The sequence below is a fragment of the Kocuria sediminis genome, from assembly GCF_009735315.1.
Taxonomy (GTDB): domain Bacteria; phylum Actinomycetota; class Actinomycetes; order Actinomycetales; family Micrococcaceae; genus Kocuria; species Kocuria turfanensis.
Map to the genome: position 1 here is coordinate 1,488 of NZ_WOGU01000001.1, position 19,468 is coordinate 20,955.

17 protein-coding genes are annotated in these 19,468 nt (G+C 73.9%); 14 read left to right on the forward strand and 3 right to left on the reverse strand.

The genetic code is table 11. The annotated features are described in order from the left end of the window. The 8 genes from GMA12_RS00005 to GMA12_RS00040 all read left to right on the forward strand — a co-directional run. Window positions 1–1,052, forward strand: a 1,052-nt coding sequence (locus GMA12_RS00005) for an SGNH hydrolase domain-containing protein (protein ID WP_276607327.1), incomplete at its 5' end; no start/stop codon positions are given. Between the two features lie 54 nt (window positions 1,053–1,106). Further along, window positions 1,107–2,669 (forward strand): IMP dehydrogenase, encoded by a 1,563-nt coding sequence (gene guaB, locus GMA12_RS00010; protein ID WP_156266099.1) that lies wholly within the window; start codon window positions 1,107–1,109, stop codon window positions 2,667–2,669. A gap of 34 nt (window positions 2,670–2,703) precedes the next feature. Next, complete coding sequence (locus tag GMA12_RS00015; protein ID WP_047801800.1) at window positions 2,704–3,825, forward strand: GuaB3 family IMP dehydrogenase-related protein; 1,122 nt, start codon at window positions 2,704–2,706, stop codon at window positions 3,823–3,825. 107 nt (window positions 3,826–3,932) lie between these two features. After that, window positions 3,933–4,931, forward strand: coding sequence for an SURF1 family protein (locus tag GMA12_RS00020; RefSeq protein ID WP_162459257.1), 999 nt, complete (start codon window positions 3,933–3,935; stop codon window positions 4,929–4,931). Then, window positions 4,924–5,502 (forward strand): DUF3817 domain-containing protein, encoded by a 579-nt coding sequence (locus tag GMA12_RS00025; RefSeq protein ID WP_156266101.1) that lies wholly within the window; start codon window positions 4,924–4,926, stop codon window positions 5,500–5,502. The genes GMA12_RS00020 and GMA12_RS00025 overlap by 8 nt, the downstream gene beginning before the upstream one ends. Before the next feature lie 23 nt (window positions 5,503–5,525). Continuing rightward, a complete protein-coding gene (gene guaA / locus GMA12_RS00030; protein ID WP_062734912.1) occupies window positions 5,526–7,133 on the forward strand; it encodes a glutamine-hydrolyzing GMP synthase in 1,608 nt (535 codons plus the stop codon). Between the two features lie 149 nt (window positions 7,134–7,282). Continuing rightward, window positions 7,283–11,077, forward strand: a complete 3,795-nt coding sequence (locus tag GMA12_RS00035; RefSeq protein ID WP_156266103.1) for a hypothetical protein — start codon at window positions 7,283–7,285, stop codon at window positions 11,075–11,077. Then, window positions 11,067–11,318, forward strand: a complete 252-nt coding sequence (locus tag GMA12_RS00040) for a hypothetical protein (RefSeq protein WP_156266105.1) — start codon at window positions 11,067–11,069, stop codon at window positions 11,316–11,318. The genes GMA12_RS00035 and GMA12_RS00040 overlap by 11 nt, the downstream gene beginning before the upstream one ends. On the opposite strand, the gene GMA12_RS00045 is transcribed toward GMA12_RS00040, so the two are convergent. The 3 genes from GMA12_RS00045 to GMA12_RS00055 form a co-directional block, all read right to left on the reverse strand. Next, complete coding sequence (locus GMA12_RS00045; protein ID WP_156266107.1) at window positions 11,287–11,991, reverse strand: SAF domain-containing protein; 705 nt, start codon at window positions 11,989–11,991, stop codon at window positions 11,287–11,289. The two genes, GMA12_RS00040 and GMA12_RS00045, sit on opposite strands and share 32 nt — an antisense overlap. Window positions 11,992–12,111: 120 nt before the next feature. Beyond that, entirely contained in the window at window positions 12,112–12,435 is a 324-nt protein-coding gene (locus tag GMA12_RS00050) for an FmdB family zinc ribbon protein (RefSeq protein ID WP_156266109.1), read from the reverse strand. Between the two features lie 63 nt (window positions 12,436–12,498). Continuing rightward, window positions 12,499–13,134 (reverse strand): 5-formyltetrahydrofolate cyclo-ligase, encoded by a 636-nt coding sequence (locus tag GMA12_RS00055; RefSeq protein ID WP_156266111.1) that lies wholly within the window; start codon window positions 13,132–13,134, stop codon window positions 12,499–12,501. A gap of 139 nt (window positions 13,135–13,273) precedes the next feature. Between GMA12_RS00055 and galU the strand changes: the two genes are divergently transcribed. The 6 genes from galU to GMA12_RS00085 all read left to right on the forward strand — a co-directional run bounded on the left by galU (window position 13,274) and on the right by GMA12_RS00085 (window position 19,306). Continuing rightward, window positions 13,274–14,188 carry a UTP--glucose-1-phosphate uridylyltransferase GalU gene (galU, locus tag GMA12_RS00060; RefSeq protein ID WP_156266113.1) on the forward strand — a complete coding sequence of 305 codons (915 nt, stop codon included), beginning with the start codon at window positions 13,274–13,276 and terminating at the stop codon, window positions 14,186–14,188. 14 nt (window positions 14,189–14,202) lie between these two features. Next, the gene (locus GMA12_RS00065) at window positions 14,203–14,835 is read left to right on the forward strand and encodes a GNAT family N-acetyltransferase (RefSeq protein ID WP_162459258.1); all 633 of its coding nucleotides are present in this window, start codon (window positions 14,203–14,205) and stop codon (window positions 14,833–14,835) included. Window positions 14,836–14,983: 148 nt separating this feature from the next. Continuing rightward, the gene (locus GMA12_RS00070) at window positions 14,984–15,898 is read left to right on the forward strand and encodes a hypothetical protein (protein ID WP_240898503.1); all 915 of its coding nucleotides are present in this window, start codon (window positions 14,984–14,986) and stop codon (window positions 15,896–15,898) included. 145 nt (window positions 15,899–16,043) lie between these two features. Continuing rightward, window positions 16,044–17,804: a CYTH and CHAD domain-containing protein gene (locus tag GMA12_RS00075; protein WP_156266115.1), complete on the forward strand. Its 1,761-nt coding sequence runs from the start codon at window positions 16,044–16,046 to the stop codon at window positions 17,802–17,804. Window positions 17,805–18,234: 430 nt separating this feature from the next. After that, window positions 18,235–18,465 (forward strand): helix-turn-helix domain-containing protein, encoded by a 231-nt coding sequence (locus GMA12_RS19455; protein WP_370829948.1) that lies wholly within the window; start codon window positions 18,235–18,237, stop codon window positions 18,463–18,465. Between the two features lie 214 nt (window positions 18,466–18,679). Next, window positions 18,680–19,306 carry a hypothetical protein gene (locus GMA12_RS00085; RefSeq protein WP_162459260.1) on the forward strand — a complete coding sequence of 209 codons (627 nt, stop codon included), beginning with the start codon at window positions 18,680–18,682 and terminating at the stop codon, window positions 19,304–19,306. Window positions 19,307–19,468: the final 162 nt, after the last annotated feature.

The window sequence follows — 19,468 nt, forward strand, 5'->3', positions numbered from 1 at the left end:
CGGCCCTGGTGCTGCTGTCCGTGCTGCTGGCCGTGCTGCTCACCCGGTTCGTCGAGGACCGGCTCAAGACCTGGTCCTGGCCCGAGCAGTCCAAGCGGCGCCTGGCCGGGGTCGTGGTGCTCTGCCTGGCCCTGGTCGTGGCCCCGGTGCTGTCCCTGCAGCAGGCCGAGGACCGACGGGCCACCGCGATCCTCGCCGACGCGGACCGCAACAACCCCGGGGCCGCGGTCCTGCTGCCCGGGTTCCGCGACCAGGCCGACCCGGACGCGCCGGCCATCCCGGTGGTCACCGGGGACCACTACCAGAAGCCGGGGCTGGGCGAGCCCTGCCCGGCGGAGCTGGGGATTCCCGAGGCTCACCAGCAGTGGTGCTTCGACACGGTCCCGAACGCCGAGCCCGCCGCGACCCTGCTGGTGGTCGGCAACAGTCACGTGCACATGTGGATCCCGGCGATCGAGGAACTGGCGGAGGCCAACGACTGGCGGGTGGTCACCTACATCCGCGGCAGCTGCACGTACTCCACCGTCGAGGAGCAGGAGGTCGACCACGAGGCTTGCACCCGCTGGCTGGAGGGCACCGACCCCGTGGTCGAGGCGGTGGGGCCGGACCTGGTGCTGCTGCAGGGCACCCGCAGCACGAACGAGGGCGAGGAGCAGTTCACCCCCGGGACGGAGCAGCGCATCCGCGACCTGGCCGAGCGCGGCATCCAGGTCGTCGCGCTGCGCGACAACGCCCGCTTCGACTTCGTCCCCGCCCAGTGCGCCGTGGACCACGGGGCCGACGCCCCCGAGTGCGCCGCCTCCCACTCGATCCTGGGCCCGGACAGCCCGCTGGCGCCGGTGGCCGACGAGCTGGAGCGGGTGTCGATGGTCGACATGGGCGACCTGATCTGCCCGGACGGACGCTGCCCACCGGTCGTCGGCAACGTGTACACCTACTGGGACAACAACCACCTCACCGTCGAGTACGTGCGGACGCTGGCCCCCATGTTCGTCGAGCGGGTCCGGGACGCCCTGGCCGCCGACGGCGTCGCTCCCAGCGCGGCACCGTGAGACCGGGCACAGCCCGGCCCCCGGCCGGGCCCGGTGCGGCGACAGGCCCGTAGAATGGTCGGGATTCCCTCGAAGCTGAAAGGCCCCACCGTGTCGGATACCGCCGTCCCCACCGCCCTGTCCGAGGACCCGTTCGGGTTCACCGGGCTGACCTACGACGACGTCCTGCTGCTGCCCGGCAACACGGACGTCATCCCGTCGGAGGCCTCGACGCGCACCCGCCTGTCCCGGCGCATCACCCTCGAGGTGCCGCTGCTGTCCGCCGCCATGGACACCGTCACCGAGTCCCCGATGGCCATCGCGATGGCCCGCCAGGGCGGCCTCGGCGTGATCCACCGCAACCTCTCGGTCGAGGACCAGGCGGAGCACGTGGACCGGGTCAAGCGCAGCGAGTCGGGCATGATCACCGACCCCGTGACCATCTCCCCGGACGCGACCCTCGAGGAGCTCGACCGGCTCTGCGGCTACTACCGGGTCTCCGGGCTGCCGGTCGTGGACGCGGAGCAGAAGCTGCTCGGCATCATCACCAACCGGGACACCCGCTACCTGCCGGAGAGCGACTTCCCGAAGCGCCGGGTGCACGAGATCATGACGCCCATGCCCCTGATCACCGGCAAGGTGGGGATGGCCAAGGAGGACGCCCACGCCCTGCTGGCCTCGAACAAGATCGAGAAGCTCCCGCTCGTGGACGACGCCGGCCGGCTGACCGGGCTGATCACCATCAAGGACTTCACCAAGGCCGAGCAGTACCCGCGCGCCACCAAGGACGACGAGGGACGCCTGCGCGTCGGCGCCGCCGTCGGCTTCTTCGGCGACGGCTTCGAGCGCGCCATGGCCCTCGTGGAGGCCGGGGTGGACGCACTGTTCATCGACACCGCCAACGGCCACTCCCAGGGCGTGCTCGAGATGGTCGCCCGGCTCAAGGCGGAGCCGGCCGCCGCCCACGTGGACGTGATCGGCGGCCAGGCCGCCACCCGGCACGGCGCGCAGGCCATCGTCGACGCCGGCGCGGACGCCGTGAAGGTCGGCGTGGGCCCGGGCTCGATCTGCACGACCCGCATCATCGCCGGCGTGGGCGTGCCCCAGGTCACCGCCGTCAACGAGGCGGCCAAGGCTGCGATCCCGGCGGGCGTGCCCCTGATCGCCGACGGCGGCCTGCAGTACTCCGGCGACATCGGCAAGGCCCTCGTGGCCGGCGCGGACTCCGTCATGGTCGGCTCCCTGCTCGCCGGCTGCGACGAGTCCCCGGGCGAGCTGATCTTCGTCAACGGCAAGCAGTTCAAGACCTACCGGGGGATGGGCTCGCTGGGGGCCATGCAGTCCCGCGGCAAGAAGACCTCCTACTCGAAGGACCGCTACTTCCAGGCCGACGTCTCCAGCGACGAGAAGCTCATCCCCGAGGGCATCGAGGGCCAGGTGCCCTACCGGGGCCCGCTCTCGGCCGTGGTGCACCAGCTCGACGGCGGCCTGCGCCAGACCATGTTCTACGTGGGCGCCCACAGCCTGGAGGAGCTCAAGCACAAGGGCCGGTTCGTGCGCATCACCCCCGCCGGGCTCAAGGAGTCCCACCCGCACGACATCACCATGACCGTCGAAGCACCCAACTACCAGCGCTGAGCGGCGGTCCGCTGCACCGTTCGGAAAGGACACCATGAGCTACGACATCGAGATCGGCCGGTCCAAACGCGCCCGCCGCACCTTCTCCCTCGACGAGATTGCCCTCGTCCCCTCCCGCCGCACCCGGGACCCCCGGGACGTCTCCACGGACTGGCAGATCGACGCCTACCGGTTCTCGATCCCCTTCCTGGGCGCCCCGATGGACTCGGCCACGTCCCCGGAGACGGCCATCGCCCTCGGCCGCGCCGGGGGACTGGGCGTGCTGGACCTCGAGGGGCTGTGGACCCGCTACGAGGACCCGCAGCCGGTGCTCGACGAGATCGCGGACCTCTCCGGCGACGACGCCCCGGCCGCGACCCGCCGGATGCAGGAACTCTACGAGGCCCCGGTGCAGCCCGAGCTGATCACCGCCCGGCTCGCCCAGATCCGGGAGGCCGGCGTGATCGTGGCGGGCTCCCTCACCCCGCAGCGCACCGTGGAGCACTACCGCACGGTCCTGGACGCCGGGGTGGACGTCTTCGTGATCCGCGGGACCACGGTCTCCGCGGAGCACGTCTCCCGCAACCAGGAGCCCCTGGACCTCAAGAAGTTCATCTACGACCTCGACGTCCCGGTCATCGTGGGCGGCGCGGCGGGCTACACCCCCGCCCTGCACCTCATGCGCACCGGCGCGGCCGGGGTGCTCGTGGGCTTCGGCGGCGGCGCGTCCATGCGGATCCAGAACACCCTGGGCATCCACGCGGCCATGGCCACGGCGATCTCCGACGTCGCCGCCGCCCGCCGGGACTACCTCGACGAGTCCGGCGGCCGCTACGTCCACGTCATCGCCGACGGCGGCGTGGGGGTCTCCGGGGACATCGTCAAGGCCCTCGCGATGGGCGCCGACGCCGTGATGCTGGGCACCGCCCTGGCCCGCACGGCCGAGGCCCCGGGGCAGGGCTGGCACTGGGGCGCGGAGGCGCACCACGGGCAGCTCCCGCGCGGGCTGCGCACCCGGGTGGGCACGGTGGGGCCGCTGCAGGAGGTCCTCTTCGGCCCCTCCCGGCACGTGGACGGCACCTCCAACCTCGTGGGCGCGCTGCGCCGGTCGATGGCCACCACCGGGTACCTGGAGCTCAAGGAGTTCCAGCGCGCCGAGGTGGTCATCCGCGGCTGAGCCCGCTCGTGCCGGGGTCCCCGCGGACCCCGGCACGCAGCCCGGCGCCGCCGCCCCGGGCGGGCGGGAATTGGCGAACGTCCAGGAAGGCGCACTAGCCTTGACGGGTGCTCACGACCGCCCTGCGCCCCCGTTCGATCCTCACGCTGCTCGTGAGCCTCGGGCTGGCCGTGGGCTTCGTCCTGCTCAGCCAGTGGCAGCTGGAGTCCAGCGAGCAGGCCCGCACGGTGGCGGACCCCGCCAAGGACGTGGCCGTCCCGCTCACCGAGGCCGCCGAGGCCGGAACTCCCGTCACCGCGGCGCAGGCCGACCAGCTGATCACGGTCACCGGGGACTACCGGGACGGGTCCACGCTCCTGGTCCCCGGGCGGCTGCAGGACGGGACCGAGGGGTACTGGGTCGTCTCGGCCCTGACCGTGGCCGATAGCGCCGGCCGGTGGCCGGACGCCGCCGGCGAGCTCACCGTGGCCGTGGCCCGCGGCTGGACCGCCGATCCCGCGGCCGTGCCGGCGGAGCCCGAGGGCCGGGTCGGCGTCGTCGGCCGCTACCTGCCCGCCGAGGGCCCGGTGCCCGGCGAGGACCTGCCGGACGGCCAGGTGGGCACGGTCTCCCCGGCCCAGCTCACCAACCGCTGGGACGCCCCGCTCTACGCCGGGTTCGTGGCGGCCTTCGCGGAGAACCCCGCCTCCGCGCCCTTCCAGCTCCGCGAGGACGGCACGCTCGCCGAGGACCCGGCGCTGCTGAGCCCGCAGCTGTCCGAGCTGGAGATCGACCAGCAGCCCACGGACGAGTCCGTGAACCTGCTCAACCTCTTCTACGCGGTGGAGTGGGTGGTCTTCGCCGGCTTCGCCCTCTACATCTGGTGGCGGTTCGTGCGCGACGAGTGGCTGCGCGAGCAGCGCCCGGAGGACTACTTCTACTTCGAGGGCGAGTACTACTACGACGAGGCGAGCGGGCGCTACTACTACTACGACCCCGAGGCGGGGGAGTACTACTGGTTCGACGACCAGCCCGGCGACCGGGCCGGCGACCGGGCCCGCGGAGCGGGCGCCCCCGACAGGACCCAGGACAGCACCCAGGACAGGACCGGAGCCCACCATGACTGAACCCACCCAGCCGACCCCCTCCCCGAAGGAGCGCACCGACGGGGTGCGGGTCTCGCTCCCGCAGGACGCCCGGCCGTCGGCCGGCGGCCCCGGCCGGGTCCCGCGCCGGGCGGCGCTGCAGCCGCGCCGGCGCTTCGGCGGCACCGAGGCGCAGATCCGGGGGGCGCTGACCTTCTACATGGTCTGCGCCTGGATCTCCGGCACGTTCCTGCTGCTGCTCGTGGCCGAGATGATCACCCGCTACGGGCTGGGCTACGACCTGATCGCCGGCGGCACGGACAAGCTCACGGGACAGACGGTGGCCCTGGGCTGGCAGGACCTGGAGCTGGAGAACCTCGCCGGCGGGGTCAACATCTCCACGTGGATCCTCATCGTGCACGGCTGGTTCTACGTCGTCTACCTCGTCTCCTGCTTCCGGGTCTGGACGCTCATGCGCTGGCCGTTCCCCCAGCTGGTGGTCATGGCGCTCGGCGGCGTCGTGCCGTTCCTGTCCTTCGTGGTGGAGCGCAAGATCCACGCCTCGACCACCGCGGAGCTGCGCGCCAACCCGAAGGCCGCCAAGCGGTACTGAGCCCCTCCCGCGCCTGGCCTAGGATGGAGGGCGTGACCGAAACACCTGAGACCCGTACCGAGCTGGAGCAGCGCCCGGTCCTGGTGGTCGACTACGGCGCGCAGTACGCGCAGCTGATCGCCCGCCGGGTCCGCGAGGCCAACGTCTATTCCGAGATCGTCCCGCACACCTGGTCCACCGAGCAGATCCTCGCCAAGCAGCCGGCGGCGATCATCCTCTCGGGCGGCCCGTCCTCCGTCTACGCCGAGGACGCCCCGCAGCAGGACCCCGCCCTCTTCGAGGCCGGCGTGCCCGTCTTCGGCATCTGCTACGGCTTCCAGGCCATGGCCCAGGCGCTCGGGGGCACGGTCGCGCACACCGGCGCCCGCGAGTACGGCGCGACCACCGCGACCGCCGTGGGCGGTCCCGGCGCCTCCATCCTCGAGGGCTCGCCCGGCACCCAGACCGTGTGGATGAGCCACGGCGACTCCGTGGTCGAGGCGCCCGCCGGGTTCGAGGTCCTCGCCTCCACCGAGACCACCCCGGTGGCCGCGTTCGCCGACGACACCCGCCGTCTGTACGGGGTGCAGTGGCACCCCGAGGTCAAGCACTCCGTGCACGGGCAGAAGGTGCTGGAGCACTTCCTGTTCGACGGCGCGCGCGTGGAGCCGACCTGGTCCACCGGCAACATCATCGAGGAGCACGTCCAGCGGATCCGCGAGCAGGTGGGCTCCGCCTCCGTGATCTGCGGGCTCTCCGGCGGCGTGGACTCCGCCGTGGCCGCCGCCCTGGTCCAGCGGGCCGTGGGCGACCAGCTCACCTGCGTGTTCGTGGACCACGGCCTGCTCCGGGAGGGCGAGGCCGAGCAGGTCGAGAAGGACTTCGTCGCCGCCACCGGCGTCAACCTGTACGTGGCCGAGGAGAAGGAGCGCTTCCTGGGCGCCCTCGCCGGCGTCACCGACCCGGAGCAGAAGCGCAAGATCATCGGCCGGGAGTTCATCCGCTCCTTCGAGGCCGCCGCGGAGGCCGTCGCCCGCACCGCCGCCCAGGAGGGGGAGCCCGTGCGCTTCCTCGTCCAGGGCACCCTCTACCCCGACGTCGTCGAGTCCGGCGGCGGGGAGGGCGCCGCCAACATCAAGAGTCACCATAACGTGGGCGGGCTGCCGGAGGACCTGCAGTTCGAGCTCGTGGAGCCGCTGCGCACCCTGTTCAAGGACGAGGTGCGGGCCGTGGGCCGGGAGCTGGGCCTGCCCCACGAGATCGTGGGCCGCCAGCCCTTCCCCGGCCCCGGCCTGGGCATCCGGATCATCGGGGAGGTCACCGAGGCCAACCTCGCGGTGCTGCGCCGGGCGGACGCCATCGCCCGCGAGGAGCTCACCCGCGCCGGGCTCGACGACGAGGTCTGGCAGATGCCGGTCGTGCTCCTGGCCGACGTGCGATCTGTGGGCGTGCAGGGCGACGGCCGCACCTACGGGCACCCGATCGTGCTGCGCCCGGTCTCCAGCGAGGACGCCATGACCGCCGACTGGTCGCGCCTGCCCTACGACCTGCTCGCCCGCGTCTCCAACCGGATCACCAACGAGGTCGAAGAGGTCAACCGGGTGGTGCTGGACGTCACGTCCAAGCCCCCGGGCACCATCGAGTGGGAGTAGGCATCCAGCGGGAGTAGGCATCGAGCGGGCGCAGGCCCGCAGGACCCGCCCCCGCACGGGCGAGACACGAGCAGCCGGGGTCGGGCGGTCCGCGCGGACCGCCCGGCCCGTGCGCGCCCGGCCCCCGGGCCGGGCGCAGGAGGAGAACCATGTCGATCGCATCCGACCGCACCCCCCGGACGTCGGACATCCCCGGGACGCCGCCCGAGCGCGTCTCGCTGCAGCCGTGGACCCGGCAGATGGACGCCTACACCGGGCCGGACACCCTGCTGGACTTCAACCAGGTCGACAACGTCTGCATCGACCTGACCGAGGCGAACTCCTCGGGCCAGGCGCAGCTGCTCATGGGCCGGCCCACCCGCCTGTCCACGATCGTGCACGACCCCCAGGCCTACGGGCTGGCCGTGCGGGCCGCGCGCTCCCTGCGCACCAAGGTCCACGAGCTGTCGGTCAACCACGGGCTCGACGCCGCGTACCTCGCCGCCGGCACCGCCTCCTGGCTGGCCCGCCCCAAGGGCTCGGACCCGACCGGGGCGGGCCAGCGGCGCTGGATCGCCCCGGTGCTGCTCGCCCCGCTCACGCTCAGGCCGCGCCCCGAGCTCGACGACTTCGAGCTGCAGCTCGTGGGCCCCGCCCGGCTCAACCCCGCGATGGTCCGCCGGCTGGCGGCCGACCACGGCGTGGACCTCACCTCCGGGGAGCTGGCCCGGCTCGCCTACGGCACCCGCCGGCTGGACCCGGCCCCGGCCCTGGAGACCCTGCGCACCCTGGCCGGGGCGGTGCCGGGGATGCACGTGGAGCACAAGCTGCTCGTCTCCACGTTCGCGGACCTGCACGACCGTCCCGCCGACCTGTCGGTGGTGGCCCGCACCGCGGTGGTGCGGGACCTCGCCCGGCTCAAGGCGGCCGCCGTGGGACGCATTCCCCAGGTGCAGGAGATCTCCCACGACGCGCCCCCGCTGGACGAGCGCGACCCCGCCGGCGAGCTGCTGCTGCTCGACGCCGACGGCCCCCAGCAGGAGGTCCTCGACCTCGCGGCGCAGGGGCACTCCTTCGTGGTCACCGCCGCGCCCGGCACGGGGCAGCTCGACACCGCCGTGAACACCGTGGGCACCCTCGTGGCCGCCGGGCGCACCGTCCTGGTGCTGGGGGAGCGGCGCACCACGCTGGCGGCGTTCGGGCGCCGGATGGACGGGCTCGGGCTGGGCACCGCGGTGCTGCCGCTGTCCTCCCAGCTCAGCGACGCCGACGTGGCCCAGCAGCTCATCCGCGCGGTCGCCCGCAACGAGCGCGCCGAGCGCCCCGACCTCGCCGAGCTGCACGAGACGCTGCGCACCAGCCGCGACCAGCTCGCCGAGCACGTGCGTTCCCTGCACACCGTGCGCCCGCGCTGGTCCGTCTCCCCGTACCGGGCGGTGCAGGCCCTCGCCGAGCTGACCTCCCGCCGCCCGGCCCCGGCCACCGCGGTGCGCTTCCCGCGCTCGGTGCTCGACGCCGTCGCGGACCGGGACGCGGTGGTGGCCCGCCTCCAGCGCGCCGCCGAGCTCGGGGCCTTCGACGCCGGGATCCTGGCCGGTCCGTGGAGCGGGGCCCGGCTGGTCAACGAGGACGAGTCCCGCCAGGCCCACCGCCTCGCCCAGTCCCTGCTGCTCGAACTGACCACCCTGGAGACCGGGATGCGCCACGTCCTGGCCACCAGCGGGCTGCGCGGCGGCACGACCGTCCCGGAGTGGGGGCGGCAGCTGCGCCTGCTCCAGGAGGTCCAGGACTCCCTGACCCGGTTCACCCCGGACATCTACGACCGGCCGGTCACGGACCTGGTCGCCGCCACCGCCGGCTCCGCCTGGCGGCGCGAGCACGGGATCGAGATGACCGGTCTGCAGCGGTCACGGCTGCGCAAGGCCGCCAAGGAGTACATCCGGCACGGCGTCCACCTGTCCGACCTGCACAGCGCCCTCGTGCGGGTGCAGTCGCAGCGGGAGCGCTGGCAGGAGTGGGCCACGTCGTCCAAGCACCCCGTGGTCTCCGAGCGGGTGGAGGAGCTCGCGGCCGTGCACGCCCGGTTCGTGGAGGATCTCGAGGGCCTGGCGATCGCGCTCGAGGGTTCCCCGGCCGGCGAGAACCTGCTCGCCCGGCCGATCGAGCGCCTGCGCGAGGTCCTGGACGGGCTCATCAACGACGAGGACAACCTCGAGATGCTGCCCGAGCGCACGGTCCTGCTCGACGAGCTGCGCGGCCAGGGCCTCGGCGAGCTCGTGGACGACCTGGTGCGGCGCACCGTGGCGCCCGAGCAGGTGCCCGGGGAGTTCGACCTGGCCTGGTGGCAGTCCACCCTGGAGGCCATGATCACCGGCGACGACTTCCTGGCGATGCCCGAGGGGCACACCCTGCGCACGGTGGAGTCCACGTTCCGGCGCGCCGACGCGGCGCACATCGCCTCCGGCGCCGGCCGGCTGCTGTGGGAGCTCGCCGACCGCTGGCAGCGCACCGTGCGGCGGTCCCCGCGCGCCGGCGCCGCCCTGCGCCGGATGCTGCGCGCCGGCGCCGCCCCGCTGGAGGAGGTCAGCGCCTCGGCCGGCGAGCTGATCGGCTCGCTGGTGCCCGTGTGGACGGCCAGCCCGCTCGTCCTCTCGGCGGCGCTGCCGGAGGAGCACGACTTCGACGCCGTGGTGGTGCTCGACGCCGAGAGCTCCCCGCTCGCGGCGGTGCTGCCGGCGCTGACCCGCTGCCGGCAGGTGATCGCGTTCGGCGACCCGCACCTGGGCCGGCCCCAGCCCTTCACCGTGGCGCCCACCGCGGCCCCCGCCCCGGGCGCCCACCCCGTGGTCGAGGTGGACAGCGCCTTCGACGCCCTCTCCCGCGTGGTGCCGGAGCGGACGCTGCGGACCGTCCACCGGTCGATGGACGAGCGGGTCTTCGCCTACCTCGACGAGCAGTTCTACGGCGGGCGGCTGCGCCGGCTGCCGCACGGCGAGTCCGTCACCGGCACCGCACCGGCGCTCTCCGTCGAGTACGTCCCCGACGGCGTGGGCGCCCTGACCGCCGGGATCGAGGGCATCCAGGCGCCCGCGGCCGAGGTCCGCCGGGTCGTGGAGCTCGTGTTCGAGCACGCCGCCCGCCACCCGCGCCGCTCCCTGGCCGTGGTGACCGCCAGTGCGGTGCACGCCGCCCGGATCGCCGAGGCCGTCCGGCGGCGGATGCGGGAGGAGCCGGCCACCGCGGCGTTCTTCGCCCCGGGGCCCGAGTCCTTCCGGGTGGTCGACCTGCACCGCGCGGCGGGGATCGTCCGGGACACCGTGATCTTCTCCCTGGGCTTCGGCAAGACGGCCAACGGCCGCACCGTGCCGTACCTGGGCGCGCTGTCCGAGCGGCACGGGAGGCAGGCGTTCGTCCTGGCCATGACCCGGGCCCGGCACACCACCCGGATCGTGACCTCGCTGCACCCGGAGGAGGTGGAGGCCAAGGGCCTCCAGCACGGCGCCCGGGACTTCGCCCGCGTGCTCGCCATGCACCTGGGCGCCGGCGCCGGACCCGAGGAGGGCTCCCGCCGCACGCACGAGGACGCCCTGGTGGTGGACCTCGCCCGGCGGCTCGCGGAGCGCGGGGCCTCGGTGCGGCTGCACCACGCCGGGGTCGTCGACCTCGTGGCCTGGGCGGACACCGAGTCGATGTCGGCCGGCGCCGCGCTCGACGGCAGGACCCGCGCCGAGGGCCGCCCGCTGCGCATCCCCGTGGCCGGGCAGTCCGACGGCTCCGCCGAGGCCGCCGCGCTGTCCGTGCGGGAGCGCTCGCGGCTGCGGCCCCAGCAGCTCGAGCGCACCGGCTGGAACTACCTCACCCTGTGGACGATCGAGGTCTTCACCGACCCCGACACGGTCGCCGACCTGATCCGGCGCTACCTCGGCCTGCCCACCGGCGCGGGGCGGGACTCCCGTGCCCGGTGAGCCGGACGCCCCGGTCCCGGGCGGTCCCGCCCAGGACCGGGCCGCGCAGGAGCGTCCCGCCCAGGACCGGCCCGCCGGGCGGCGCCGGCCCCGGCGGGCGACCGGCGGCACGTTCTCCGGGGCGGAGCCGCGCCTGGCGGGTCTGGACGGCCCGGTGACCGGGCCCGAGACCGGGGACGAGTCCGCGGAGGAGGCGCACGAGGACTGGCTCAGGGCGCAGCGGCCTCCGCACTGGGGCTGACGGGCGCGGGCACGAGCACCACGGTGCTGGGCCCGGCACCGGCCAGCCGGGCGGCGTCCTCGTGCGGGGCCCCCACCACCAGCAGGCCCGCGTCCTCGCCGGGCGACGCGCCGAGCAGCCCGCCGTCCGCCCCGGAGGCGGGGGAGGGGACCCACAGCACGGGCAGGGCGCGGCCCAGGACCCGCCGCTCGTCGGAGAGGTCGCCGTCGGAGAGGCCGACGACGTCGACGTGGTCCCCCGCGCGCACGTGCTGCAGGACGGCCGGGTCGTCGATGCGCAGCGTCACCGCCGTGGCCCCCGCGGGGCGGCCGGTGAGCAGACCGGGGCCCACCACGGCGGAGCCGGTCACCGGCTGGCCGGCACCCGCGGCGCCGGCGAGGGTGCGCCCGGCCAGCTCGGCAGGGTCGGCGACGGCGCCCTCGGGCACCAGCCCGCGCGGATAGGCGGCCACCGCCAGCTGCTCCGGTGCCAGCACGGTGCCCGCCGGCAGGGCCTCGGCGGCGGTCACGACCGGTACGGTGCCGGACCGGGGCGGGCCGAGCCGGAGGACCACCAGGCCCAGGGCGAGACTGACGAGGACCGCCGCGGCGAGCCGTCGGCGCCGGGACAGCGCCGAGCGCAGGTGCAGGGACAGCGGGTAGCGGCGCCGGACGGGACGCGGACGAGGACTCATGGCCGGCACGCTACGGTCCCGGCCCGCCCCGGGCGCGGCCGGGCCGGGCCCCGGGGACGGGGCCGCGGGGCCGTCCCCGGACACGAGGCCGGTGGAGCGCGGACGCCGGGAGGCGCCGGCTCAGGCCGCGGAGCCGCCCGTGCCGGAGGCGGACGCCCCGGTGGAGGACGGGGCAGAGGACGCCGTGGCGGACGCGGCGGCCGCCGGCGCGGCGTCGGCCGCCGCGGGAGCCGGCGCGGAGGACGAGGAGCTCGTGCCGGAGCGGTCGGAGCGCGAGTCGTTGCGGTAGAAGCCGGAGCCCTTGAACACCACGCCCACCGTGTTGAACTTCTTGCGCAGGCCGCCGCCGCACTCCGGGCAGGCGGTCAGGGCGTCCTCGCTGAACGACTGGCGGATGTCGAACGCGTGGCCGCAGTCCTTGCAGGCGTAGGCGTAGACGGGCATGGGTCCTCCTGGAAACGGTCGCCGGGTGCGCTCTCTGGCACTCGAAGGTGTCGAGTGCTGATTCTACCGTGTGCCGGCGCCCGCCCGGGCGCCCAGGGGCACGGGCCCGTCCTCCGTGAGCGCGAGCCCCACGGGGGCGTCGAGCCGCTCGGTGGGGACCGCCCCGGCGGGCAGCACCTCGTCGGCGAACACGCACACCGCGGTGCGCAGCTCGGGATGCGCCGTGCGGGGCAGCTCCGCCAGGAAGCGGTCGTAGTAGCCGCCGCCGAAGCCCAGCCGCCCGCCGTCGTGGGAGACCGCGAGCGCGGGCACCAGCAGCACGCCCACCGAGCGCATCACCTCGGCTCCGTGGCGGGTGCCCACGGGTTCGCGCAGACCGCCCAGCCCGCCGAGCCGCAGCGGGGTGTCCGGGGTCCAGTGCGCCCACGCGAGCCGGCGGCCGGGTTCGCACACCGGCACCCAGATCCGGTGCCCGCGCCGGTGCGCCGCGGCGAGGGCCGGCTCCAGGGGAGGCTCGGTCGGCAGCGGCAGGTACGCCGCGACGTCGAGGTGGGGGCGTCCGGCCAGCAGATCCGCCAGGTGCCGGTCGAAGCCCACGGCGGCGTGCTCGCGTGCGGCGCGAGCCCGCCGGCTGCGGGCCGCGCGCAGCTCCCGGCGCAGGCGGGCCTTCGCCTCGGCCGGGGTCCCCGGGTCGGTCATCGTCGCGTCCGCTCCTGTCCGGCGCCCGGCCGGGACGGCGCCCCGGACCGACCGGCCCGCCCGGGCCGGTGGTGCGAGGGTAGCCGCGGGTGGCGTGGGGATCAACCGGCTGCGGTCGCCGATCCGTTAGCCTGTGCCCATGAGTGGAAACAGCAACCCCCGCGCGGTCCGCAAGGCCGTGATCCCCGCCGCCGGGCTCGGCACCCGGTTCCTGCCCGCGACGAAGGCCATGCCCAAGGAGATGCTGCCGGTCGTGGACCGCCCGGCCATCCAGTACGTGGTGCAGGAGGCCGTGGACGCCGGCCTGCAGGACGTGCTGATGATCACCGGCCGGTCCAAACGAGCCCTCGAGGACCACTTCGACCGGGTGCCGGCCCTGGAGCACCAGCTGGAGGAGTCCGGCAAGACCGCCCTGCTGCGGGAGGTCGAGCACGCCTCGGAGCTCGGTGAGATCCACTACCTGCGCCAGGCCGACCCCAAGGGGCTGGGCCACGCGGTGCTGCGGGCCAAGATCCACGTGGGCGACGAGCCCTTCGCGGTGCTGCTGGGCGATGACCTCATCGACGCCCGCGACGACCTGCTCACCCAGATGATCGACGTCCAGGAGCGCACCGGCGGCTCCGTGGTGGCGCTGATGGAGGTCGAGCCCGAGCAGATCAGCTCCTACGGCTGCGCCGACGTCACGGTCGTGGAGGGCGACGAGTACGTGCGGATCAACGGGCTGGTGGAGAAGCCGGCCCCGGAGGAGGCCCCCTCCAACCTGGCCATCATCGGCCGCTACGTCCTGCACCCGGACGTGTTCGAGGTGCTGGAGAACACCGCCCCGGGCCGGGGCGGGGAGATCCAGCTCACCGACGCGCTGCAGACCCTGGCCGGGCGCGACGGGGCGGGCGGCGGGGTGTACGGGGTGGTCTTCAAGGGCCGCCGCTACGACACCGGCGACAAGCTCAGCTACCTGAAGGCCAACATCATCCTCGCCTCGGAGCGGGAGGACCTCGGCCCGGAGCTGCGGGAGTGGCTCAAGGACTACACCCGGTCGCTGCCGGTCGGCTGAGAGGCCGCGCACCCGTGGCCGGACAGTTCCGGTGGCCCGTCGTCGTCTCCTGGGGCGACCTCCGGCTGCGCCCCCTGGCCCGGGGGGACCGCCGCGAGTGGGACGTCGTGCGCGCCCGCAACCGGGAGTGGCTCGACCCCTGGGAGGCGACGAACCCCGTCCCCGGCGGGGCGGCCCCCACGTTCGGGCAGTTCGTGCGCACGCTGGACCAGCAGGCGCGGCAGGGCACGGCGCTCCCGTTCGTCATCACGGAGCGGGTCCCGGGGACGGAGGAGTTCGGCCTCATCGGCCAGCTCACCGTCTCCGGGATCGCCTGGGGGTCCTTCCTGTCCGCGAGCCTGGGCTACTGGGTGGACCGGGAGCAGGCGGGGCGCGGCGTGGCGCCCATGGCGGTCGCCATGGCCACCGACTACTGCTTCCAGGGCCTGGGACTGCACCGGATGGAGATCAACATCCGCCCGGAGAACACCAAGTCCCTGCGGGTGGTGGAGAAGCTCGGGTTCCGGGACGAGGGCCTGCGCAAGGACTTCCTGCACATCGACGGCCGCTGGACGGACCACCGCAGCTTCGCGATCACCGCCCCGGAGGTGCCCGAGGGGCTGGTGCGGCGCTTCACCGGCTCGGACCGGCCCGCCGTGTGGGAGTGACCGGGCCCGCCGTGTCCACAGGGATACCCACAGGCGGCGCCCCCCGGTAGTAGGCTGTGCCTCACGGCCCGGCCCCGGGCCGGGACACGCCGCGCGCCGGCGGTCCCCGTCCGCTCGTCCGAGCGACCGCAGAGGCAGGACCGCGACCATGATCTGGGTGAGCAGCTCGGCCGTGCTGGCCGCGGTGTGCGCGCTCTGCCTGTTCTGGGTCGCACCGCGTCTGCAGCGCCGCCGCGGGGTCCCCGTCGTGGCGCGGGCCCAGGACGCCGGCACGGACGTGGCCGGTGCGGCCCCTGCCGCGGGGGAGCTTCTCCCGCAGGCCGCGGTTCCCTTCCCCGAGTCCCGCCGACGAAGGATCACCATGGCGACCACCGACACCGTTCCCCCGTCGTCCGGCGCGGCCCGCCGCCCCGGGACGCTGCGCGTCAGGCGCGGCCGCGCCGGCATCTTCCTGGCCGGCTGCACCGCGCTCCTGGCCGCGCTCCTCACCGCCGTCGTCGCGCCCTTCTCGGCCGCGGTGAGCTGGCCGTGGCCCGTGTTCCTCCTGCTGCTGGGGGTGGGCTCCGTGCTCGCCCTGCGCTACCTGGCCGTCCAGGACCGGGCCACCCGCCGCCGGTCGCGCCCGGTGCCGGCCGCGACCGTGGACCCGCACGCCCCCCGCGGGGACGTGGCCCTGTTCGACAACGAGGACGGGATGGTCGAGCAGACCCCCGCCGCGCAGCTCCCCGCCGCCCAGGACGAGCCCGCCGAGGACCTCGACCTCCCGGCCGAGCACGAGCAGCCCCGGGTTCCCCCGGCGTTCACCGTGGAGGAGCTGCGAGCCGAGGCGCTGCGGGTGGCGCGCGAGTCCGCCGATCCCGCCCGCACCTGGGAGCCGGTGCCGGTGCCGCGGCCGACCTACGCGGAGGCCCCGGTGGTGGAGCGCCCCGCCCCGGAGCCGCTGCCCGTGCCCGAGCAGCCCGCCTCCCGCTCCAGCAGCCTCAAGGACGCGGTGCGCACGGGGGAGGAGCGCGGCCGCGCCGCCCTCGACCTCGACGACGTGCTGAAGCGCCGCCGCGCCTGAGGCGCCCGCGCCGCACCCCGCTCCGCCGCCCGGTCGCCGACCGGGCGGCGGAGCCGTTCGGGGGCCGTGCAGGTCGTCCCGGTATCATCGCCGCAACAGCCGGCCGCCGGCTCCCGCCGTCGGACGCCCCGACCGAGGAGGACCCATGACCGCCGTCGCCCACCGCGAGGTCGAGCGCAAGTACGAGGTGCCGGAGGGCGCCGAGAACCGCATCGACTGGAGCGGGCTGCCGGGCTGGACGGTCTCCGCGGAGCCGGTGGAGCACCGCATGGAGGCGGTCTACTACGACACCGAGGACATGGCGCTGGGCCGGCGGTCCGTGGCGCTGCGCCGCCGCCGGGGCGGCGCCGACGACGGGTGGCACGTGAAGTTCTCCGAGGCCACCGGCCGGCAGGAGTGGCAGGTCCCGCTGCTGCGGACCCCGGACCGGATGCCCGCGGCCGTGCGCCACCTGCTGGCCGGACTCACCGGCGGGGAGCCGCTGCGGCCGATCGCGACCCTGCGCACCGTCCGGCGGGTCCTCACGGTCAGCGACGCCGGCGGGGACGAGGTCGCCGAGCTCGCCGCCGACGTCGTCGAGGCCGTCGACGAGCGCACGGGCACGGCGCGCTCCTGGTCCGAGTGGGAGGTCGAGCTCCTCGACGGGTCGATCCCCGAGGAACGGCAGCGGGAGATCTTCGACGCGGTCGAGTCCGCGATCTTCGCGGTGGGCGGCCGGCCCTCCGGCTCCCGGGCGAAGATCGCCCGCGCGCTCGGCGCCGAGGACGGGGCCGCGGACGAGGCCGGCGCGCCCGCGCCGGGCGGATCTGCGCCGGGCGGATCTGCGCCGGGCGGATCTGCGCAGGGGGCGGCGGAGCCGGGCGAGGACGCCGGGCAGAGGACGGGGAAGGACTCCGCGAAGAACAGGGTCGGGCAGGGGAAGAAGCAAGGGAAAGAGCAGGGGACGAAGCAGGGGACGAAACCGGGAAAGAAGCAGGGGAAGAACAAGGGGCCGAAGGCGAAGGGCACAGGCCCGGAGGTGCTCCGGACGGCGCTGGACGGGTTGGCCGAGCAGCTGGTGCTGTGGGACTTCAAGGTCCGCCTGGACGTCCCGGACGCCGTCCACCAGATGCGGGTGACGTCGCGGTCCCTGCGCAGCGTCCTGCGGGCGGCCGCGCCCTTCTTCGCGGGGGACACCGCCCAGGAGCTGGACGGACGGCTGCGCGAGCTCGCCGGGGCGCTGTCCGCCGCGCGGGACGCGGAGGTGACGGCGGAGCTGCTCTCCGGGCGCGTGGCGGCCCTGGACGGCCGGGTGGGTCCGGCCACGGCGGAGGTCCTGCAGCGCGCCGCGGAGGAGCAGGCGCACCGGGCCGCCGGCACGGTCCGCCGGCACGTCGCCGCCCCGGAGCACCTGCAGCTGCTGGCGGACGTCCGGCAGTTCGCGGCGGCGCCGCCGCTGACCGAGGAGTGCGCCGGGCTCTCGGCGCGGGAGGTCGCCGACGCCCTGGTGCAGCGGGCCCTGCGGAAGGTGGTCCGCGTGGCCGAGCGGGGGGCGGCCGCGGAGGAGGCCGGGGAGACGGCGCAGGAGCAGCGGCTCGAGCACCTGCACGACGTCCGCAAGGCCGTCAAGCGGGTGCGCTACGTCGACGCCGTCCTGGACCGAGCAGGGTACCGCCCCGGGAAGTCGCTGCGCCGGGCCGCCCGGGACGCGGAGGACTACCAGGACGCGCTCGGTCGGGTGATGGACACCACGGTGGTCGAGCGGTGGCTCGCGGGCCGGGCGAAGGCGCTGGCGGGCTCGGGGGAGGACCGCTACGCGGTGGGCCTGTTGCACGGCGCCGAGGTGGCCCGGCTGCACGCCGGGGCCGAGGGCGGCTCCGAGGTCGTGGGGGTGCTGCTGTCGCAGCTGCGCGCGGACCTCGCCTGAGCGCCGGGTGTCCGGCCCGGCCGCACCCGTGGGGCGCGGCCGGCCCGGACACGACGGAGGCCCCCACCTGGCGTCCTGCCTGGTGGGGGCCTCCTGATCCGGTGGAGCTAAGGGGAATCGAACCCCTGACCTTTTCACAGGGGGTAGTGCATTCCGGTGCATGCCACCGAGTGCCGTAATCGCCATGATGGCAGGGAAGTGCAGGGATCCGACTGCCCCCGGCGTGCCGTCCGATTCCGTGGGGAACCGTCGAAAACGTGGGGTAAGCGTGGGGAAAGTGAAAGCCCCGCCAAGGGTGGCCGGGGGGCGTCCTTACCGTTTATCGAGATGGATGCGGTGGCGTGGAATGGGGGATCGTTGCAGACTGCCGTCTACATGACAGGTCAGCGACCCGTTGCCCTGACTGCTCCCTGAAGGACTTCCCATGCCTATGCCCGCCTCAGCCAAACAGTTCTTCACCTTGCAGGAGGTGGCTGAGATTCTGTCCCTCCACCCGGAGACGGTCCGCCGTTACTGCGCCAGGGGTGATCTCCCAGCCATCAAGGCCGGTGGGCCATCGGGGTCTCATGAGTGGCGCATAAGGGCTGACTGGTTGGACAAGTGGGGAGTCGACAATCTTTACGACCCGCGGGGCGGCGCCGATGGTTATCGCAAGCGATAACGGAGGCATGCCTGCTAGACAGTTGTTATGGCTAACTTGACGTCCAAAATCGACATTCGTTCCGAGTCAGCAGATGCGGCAGGGGCAACCTACGAGCAGTTGGTGGCAACAATCGAGCAGGGCATCAGGATCCATAGCACCCACCCGATCACCGCCGAGTGGTGAAGGTTCCGGTACAACGACCATGGCGCCCGATCCAGAAGAACTTCTCCAAATGCACCTCGATCGCCTCAAACGGTTTGTGGCCAGAGGACTAATCATCGAGAACCACTCGTTCATCCGGCAGCACTTGAATCGCCTCGTCGACTGGGCTCACGGCAGATTTGACGTGACCTTCCATCAAGACGGCACCTACTCCATCGAAGTTGACCTGCCTGAACGGGAGGCCTTGGAGTCAATGGCAGGCAGGGTGAGGCCGTTGATTTTGGACGGGGAGAAGGCCAACCTGTCGAACACCCTCCAGGCCATTGGGTACCTGGTCAAAGACCTACCGGACGACGACAGTCTCAAGAAGGCACATAAGGCCATCAACAAGGACTGGAAGCACCGAAAGCCTGTCCCGGGCCGCCGACTCGGGTATGAGGTAACGAGAGCCGGCGCTCTACCCATCACTGACGTTGACCTCGCTCTTGGATGGCTCTACGCGGAATTCGTCCATGCTGACGAGGATTCGCACCCTGTCGCCATGCTTTATACCTCGCACGACCGTTACCGGGCCGCAGTATTCATCGTGTCCATCGTTGCCTACCACGCGAGGGCCACGCTCAATCTCGTCCGACGGTTAGCAGACCGGGGGCTCCTCGACTTGGAGATTCCGCCGCAGCCGCCACTGCCCAAATGAGGCACTCGGCGGCTTGATTCCTAAGCTCGAGCCCGATCCCCGCCCCGATGACGTAAGGCCCCCCATGCGCCCCCACAAGCCCAGTCAGGGCCAGCGCAACGCCCGTTGAGAATAGGGCGAGGGCGATTTGGTGATACGGCTTCAAGGCGGTCCTAGGGCATA